This is a genomic window from Gemmatimonadota bacterium (genome assembly GCA_016209965.1).
GTDB lineage: Bacteria > Gemmatimonadota > Gemmatimonadetes > Longimicrobiales > RSA9 > JACQVE01.
The window spans coordinates 1-5,747 of record JACQVE010000343.1 but is presented as its reverse complement, the minus strand read 5'-3'; the positions used below and the strand labels follow the sequence as shown (position 1 = coordinate 5,747).

Sequence of the window (5,747 nt, the reverse complement as noted above, 5' to 3'; positions counted from 1 at the left end):
GCCTGCCGGCGCGCCGCGGGCGGGTGAGGAAGCGCCGCCGTGGCGGCCGCCGGACGCAGGCGGAGCTATGCAGGAGCCGCCGTCGGAGCGGCCGCCGGAGCCGGGCATCGGGCCGATTACCGAAACATTGCCGGAGAGCCGGGTCGAGTCGGCCGCGCCAGGCGGCGCGGAGCCAGGGGCGGACCGGCTCCCTGAGCTGGTGGAATCCGCGTGGACGGGGCGCGGTGGTGCGGCCGGTGCCGAGCGCACGCCCTACGCATGGTCGGAGGGCGAGGCGGCGGGCGATGCCGGGGCCGTGGCGGAGCCGAGTGGTGGGGAGTATGTTGAGCCGCTCGCCTCCCCTGGGATAGCAAAGCGTGCGGCGCCGCCCTGGCCGGTGGAGGACACGTCGGCCACGGGCGCGGTTGCAGCAGAATCCACTGCCGAAGCCGTTGAACAGCCGGCGGAGGCGGGGTGGGAGGATTTCGAAAACTTCTTTTTCAGCGGCGGGAGCATCGAGGAGTGGGCCCAGCGGACAGGTGCTCCGCTGTCCGGCGGCACGCGGGAAGTTGCGGGGCAGCCGGGCGGCACACCACCGGCTGGCCAAATGGGGTTGGGCGGCCGTACGGCTCCCCTGGGCGAGCCTGTGCCGCCCGCCGGCCCACCTGTCGCTGGGCCGGTATGGCCGCCTCCCGCACCGCCAGCCGGGGTGCCAGCGAGTGGCGCGTGGCGCGGCGATGAGGACGAGGACCTGGAGATGTTCCGCGCGTGGCTTCAGAGCCTGAGGCGTTGAGGATCGGCGTCGTCCACGGCCCGAATCTGAACCTCCTGGGCCGGCGCGAGCCGGGGATCTACGGCCGCCAGACGTTGGCGGAGATCAACGCACAGCTCGAGGCACTGGCCGGGGAACTGAATGTCGAGCTGGAGCTGTTCCAGGCGAACGGCGAGGGTGAGCTGGTGAGCCACGTGCACGCGGCCGGCGATCGGGTGGCCGGCCTGGTGGTCAATGCGGGCGCCTACTCGCATACCAGCATAGCGCTACGCGATGCGCTGGTGGGTGTGGGGCGCCCATTTGTCGAAGTGCACCTGTCGAACTTATACAGGCGCGAGGCTTTTCGGCGGCGGTCCGTACTGGCAGCGCCGGCCGTAGGCGTGGTCATGGGGTTCGGCGCGGTCAGCTATCTTCTCGGGCTGCGCGGCCTGGTACTGTACCTGCGGGGCCGGTCCTAGCGGCTCGCCGTGCCGCGCACCCATCCTCCCGCGGTCCGGGTCCACGGGGGCCCTTGCGTTTCCAGCCCAGCGGATTGACTCCGGAAGGAGAAATGGCATGGCACGTACGGTCAAGCCGGGGCGGCGTGAACCGCAGCAGGGTGGTAGCGGCGGTGGACCGGCTGCGGGTGCAAGGGGTGGTCGGGGAGGGGCAGGCAGGAGGCCGGGGATTGCGGGAGCGGCTGCAGCGGCGTTGCCCGAGAGTTGGGCGGCCGGCGTCGCTGGTGAGCTGCGGGACGAAGCTTCCGGGGGGGCCCGGCCCATGATCGATCTCGAGTTCCTGCGCAGGCTGATTGCCGCGGTCGACGAAAGCGGGATCGATTCCCTCGAGATCACGCGGGCTGGCACGCGCATCCGGATCTCGAAGAGCCCGCCACCGGCCCCCGCGGCGCCTGCGGCGGCGCCGGCCGCACCGGCTGCGCCGGTCCCGGCTGCAGCGGCGGCGGCAGCAGCGCCCGCGGCGGTTGAGCCGGAGGTTTCCGTGGCGGCGGGCCCGGAACTGGTCGAAGTGCGGTCACCCATGGTGGGCACATTCTACCGGGCGCCGTCGCAGGAAGCGCCGCCGTACGTGGAGGTAGGCAGCCTGGTGGTGAAGGGGCAGACGCTGTGCATCCTGGAAGCCATGAAGCTCATGAACGAGTTGGAATCCGAGGGGGAGGGGACTGTCCGCGAGATCCTGGTGGAGAATGCCGAACCTGTGGAATACGGGCAGGTGCTGTTCCGGATCGAGCCGGCGGGCGGGCGCGTGGTTCACTGAGGCATGTTCCGAAAGGTGCTGATCGCGAACCGCGGCGAGATCGCGCTGCGGGTGATCCAGGCGTGCCGTGAGATGGGGATCCGCACGGTAGCCGTTTACAGCGAGGCGGATCGCGAATCCCTCCACGTTCGCTTTGCCGATGAGGACGTCTGCATTGGCCCGCCGCCCGCGCGCGAGAGCTACCTGAACATTCCCCGCCTCATTGCGGCGGCGGAGGTGACGGGGGCGGAGGCGATCCATCCTGGATACGGCTTCCTGGCGGAGAATGCCGAGTTTGCCGAAATCTGCGAGCGCTCCGACATCGTCTTCATTGGCCCGACCGCGGAACAGATCCGGCTGATGGGGGACAAGGCAGTGGCGCGGCGGACCATGGCGGCCGCGGGCGTGCCCACCGTGCCGGGGAGCGAGGGCGCGGTGCCGGATGGGGCGGAGGCGCTGGGGATGGCGGAGGAAATCGGCTTCCCCGTGCTGATCAAGGCGGCGGCGGGTGGGGGCGGCAAAGGGATGCGTGTTGCGGCCGATGCGGACAGCTTCCCGCGCCAGCTCCAGATGGCGCAGCACGAAGCGCAGGCTGCGTTCGGCGACCCGTCCGTCTACCTGGAAAAATACCTGGCCCGGCCGAGGCACATCGAATTCCAGGTGCTGGGTGATCGGCACGGCCGGGTGATGCACCTGGGCGAGCGGGAATGCTCGATCCAGCGGCGGCATCAGAAGTTGATCGAAGAGGCGCCCTCGCCCGTGCTGACGCCCGAGCTGCGCCGCCGCATGGGTGAGGCGGCCACGCGGGGAGCCGAGGCGATCGGCTATGTGTCCGCCGGCACGTTCGAGTTCCTGCTGGATGAGAACGGGCGCTTCTACTTCATGGAGATGAACACCCGGATCCAGGTCGAGCACCCGGTGACCGAGCTGGTAACGGGTGTGGACCTGGTGAAGGAGCAACTCCACATCGCGTGGGGCGAGCCGCTGTCTTTGCCGAAAAAGTCGGTGGTCGGGTTCCGGGGCCATGCCCTCGAGTGTCGGATCAATGCGGAGGATCCGGAGCGGAACTTCCAGCCCAGCCCCGGCACGATCACGATCTTCCACCCGCCGGGCGGGCCTGGCGTGCGGGTGGACACGCACGCGTATGCCGGTTATCGAGTGCCGCCGTACTACGATTCCCTGATTGCCAAGCTGATCGTGCATGCGAGCACCCGGGCGGAAGCGCTGGTACGCATGCGGCTGGCGCTCGAGGCATTCATTGTCGAGGGGGTCCAGACGACGATCCCCTTCCTGCTGGATCTGCTGCACGATCCGGAGGTCGTGGCCGGCCGCATCGACACGAAGTTTCTGGAGCGCCGAATGGGCAAGGCGGCCGCGGCGGCTTCCTGAGTCGAGAATCGAGATCTCATGCTGACCCCGCCGCAGCGGCGTGAGCTCCTGGGCCTGGCGCTGCTGGCGCTGGCCCTGTTCCTGGCGCTGAGCCTGCTGCCACCCTCTGCGCTGGGGAGCGGCGCGGAGCGGCTTTTTCCCTCTGGCAACATCATGGGCCTGCTGGGCGGCGTGGCAGCAGCCGGTGGGTTGCGGCTGCTGGGCGCCGGCTTCTTTCTCCTCCCCCTGCTCCCCGCCCTGGGCGGCGCAGCCTCGTTCGGCTGGATCCGACGGGAAACGGGCCTGGCCTGGGGCTGCCTCGCACTCGCCCTAGCTATGCTGCTGCCCACGGCGCTCTGGCTGGCGGCGGCAAGCCCGGCCGCGGCCGCTGGCGGGCTGCCCGCCGCGGTAGCCGCCGGCTGGCTCGGCCGCATTCTGGGCGCGCCCCTGCTGGCCGGGTTGGGGTGGTTCGGTGGGGCGCTGACTCTGCTGTTCCTGTTCCTGGGCGCCTTTGTCGCGACCGTGGGCTGGAACCCCGCACGCGCCGCGGCTCGAGGCGTACGGCGAGCGGCAGGCGCGCTGCGGCGCCCTGGACGCGCAGGGCCTTCCGCGCCACTCCCCGCAGGGAACGTAGGGGCGGGCAGCTACGCCAGTGCGGTAGAGCTCCATCAGCCGGTGGCGCCGGCCCCGGCCGCGTCTCCGCAGCGTGGGCCGCGGGGACGACGTCGCCAAGGGGAAGAGCTTGCGCCCTCCACGGGCGCGCATCTGCCGCCGCTCTCGCTGCTCTCTCCGCCGCCGCCGCGCGACGCCTCCTTGAGTGACGTGGCGCTCGACCAACTCGGGGACGTGCTGATGGACACGCTGCGCACGTTCAAGGTCGAGGGTCAGATCGTAGGCCGGACGACGGGGCCCGTGGTGACGCAGTTCGAGGTGGTGCCGGCCGCCGGCATCAAGGTGAACCGGATCGCTGCGCTGGACGCGGATCTCGCGCTTGCGCTGCGGGCAGCCAGTGTGCGCATTGTCGCGCCGATTCCGGGGAAGGGCGCTGTAGGAGTCGAGGTGCCGAACCCGCAGGCCGAGGTGGTCTACCTGCGGGAACTGCTCGAGTCGCCGGCGTTCGAGCGCGCGCGTGGGCCGTTGCCGCTGGCGCTGGGCAAGGATCTGACCGGGCGGGCGTACGTAGCGGACCTGGTGCGCATGCCGCATCTGCTGATTGCGGGGGCGACGGGTTCGGGGAAGTCCGTCTGCATCAACACCCTGATCACCAGCCTGATGGTCCGCCACTCGCCTTCCGAGCTGCGTCTCTTGCTCATCGACCCGAAGCGGGTCGAGCTGAGCATGTACAGCGACCTGCCGCACCTGCGCCACCCGGTGGTCACGGACCCGCACGACGCCGCCGCCATGCTGAAGTGGGCGGTGCTGGAAATGGACCGGCGCTACGCGCTACTGGGCGAGAACGGCGCGCGGTCCATGGCTGAGTTCAACCGGCGGGTCCTGGAAGGGCAGGTGCTGAGGCGGGCGGAGCCTAGCGGAGAGGAAGGGGACCCCGATCCCTGGCTGTATGGGGAGGGGGCGCTCCCTTACATCGTGCTGGTGGTGGACGAGCTGGCGGACCTCATGATGACGGTGCAGGCTGAGGTGGAGCGGCCGCTCGCGCAACTGGCGCAAAAGGCGCGCGCGATCGGCATCCACCTGATCGTGGCGACGCAGCGCCCGAGCGTGAACGTGATCACGGGGCTGATCAAGGCGAACTTCTCGTGCCGTATCGCGTTCCGCGTCAGCTCGAAGGTGGACTCGCGCACGATCCTGGACCAGAATGGCGCGGACGCGCTGTTGGGCAATGGCGACATGCTCTTCCTACCGCCGGGCCGCTCGGACCCGGTGCGGCTGCAGGGGGCCTACCTTTCGACAGAAGAGACGGAGCGCCTCATGGCGTGGTACCGGGATCGCATGCGGGAGGCACCGGCAAGGGAAGCGGACATCCTCGAGTTCGTCCGCGCGCGCGAAGCGGAAGAGGCAGCCGGCTCCGCCGTGGACGAGGTGCTCGAGGACCGCGACCCCCTGTTCCGCCAGGCTGCAGAGATCTGTGTGCAGTTCCGGCAGGGTTCCACCTCGCTGCTGCAACGCCGGCTGCGCATCGGCTACGGCCGGGCCGCGCGGCTGGTGGACCAACTCCATCACGCGGGCGTGCTCGGTCCGGCGGACGGCTCGAAGCCGCGGGAAGTGCTGGTGGGATACGAATTACTGGACAGCATCTGTGGCCGGAACGCCCCTTCCGGGGGCGGGTAGGACCGCTTAGATGACTTCCGCGTTGGTGCAGGCGAGAGAATGCGAAATCTTGGTGTGATTCTGGCGGTGGCGGGCGTCACGGCAGCGATCGCGTTGGGAGTGCGGC

General features: G+C 70.0%; 5 protein-coding genes. All 5 read left to right on the top strand.

Annotated elements, in window-relative coordinates; genetic code table 11:
• The first annotated feature begins 67 nt into the window (after window positions 1–67).
• The 5 genes from HY703_13735 to HY703_13715 all read left to right on the top strand — a co-directional run bounded on the left by HY703_13735 (window position 68) and on the right by HY703_13715 (window position 5,641).
• Window positions 68–772: a hypothetical protein gene (locus HY703_13735; GenBank protein MBI4546254.1), complete on the top strand. Its 705-nt coding sequence runs from the start codon at window positions 68–70 to the stop codon at window positions 770–772.
• Entirely contained in the window at window positions 769–1,209 is a 441-nt protein-coding gene (gene aroQ / locus HY703_13730) for a type II 3-dehydroquinate dehydratase (protein MBI4546253.1), read from the top strand. Before HY703_13735 ends, aroQ begins: the two co-directional genes overlap by 4 nt.
• 304 nt (window positions 1,210–1,513) lie before the next feature.
• Window positions 1,514–2,005 (top strand): acetyl-CoA carboxylase biotin carboxyl carrier protein, encoded by a 492-nt coding sequence (locus tag HY703_13725; GenBank protein ID MBI4546252.1) that lies wholly within the window; start codon window positions 1,514–1,516, stop codon window positions 2,003–2,005.
• A 3-nt stretch (window positions 2,006–2,008) separates the two neighbouring features.
• A complete protein-coding gene (accC, locus tag HY703_13720; GenBank protein MBI4546251.1) occupies window positions 2,009–3,373 on the top strand; it encodes an acetyl-CoA carboxylase biotin carboxylase subunit in 1,365 nt (454 codons plus the stop codon).
• Window positions 3,374–3,391: 18 nt separating this feature from the next.
• Entirely contained in the window at window positions 3,392–5,641 is a 2,250-nt protein-coding gene (locus HY703_13715; protein ID MBI4546250.1) for a DNA translocase FtsK, read from the top strand.
• Window positions 5,642–5,747: the final 106 nt, after the last annotated feature.

Bases quoted from the DNA above. Each gene is read 5' to 3' on its own strand.
- HY703_13735 (MBI4546254.1), top strand. From the start codon at position 68: ATGCAGGAGCCGCCGTCGGAGCGGCCGCCGGAGCCGGGCATCGGGCCG.
- accC (MBI4546251.1), top strand. From the start codon at position 2,009: ATGTTCCGAAAGGTGCTGATCGCGAACCGCGGCGAGATCGCGCTGCGG.
- HY703_13715 (MBI4546250.1), top strand. From the start codon at position 3,392: ATGCTGACCCCGCCGCAGCGGCGTGAGCTCCTGGGCCTGGCGCTGCTG.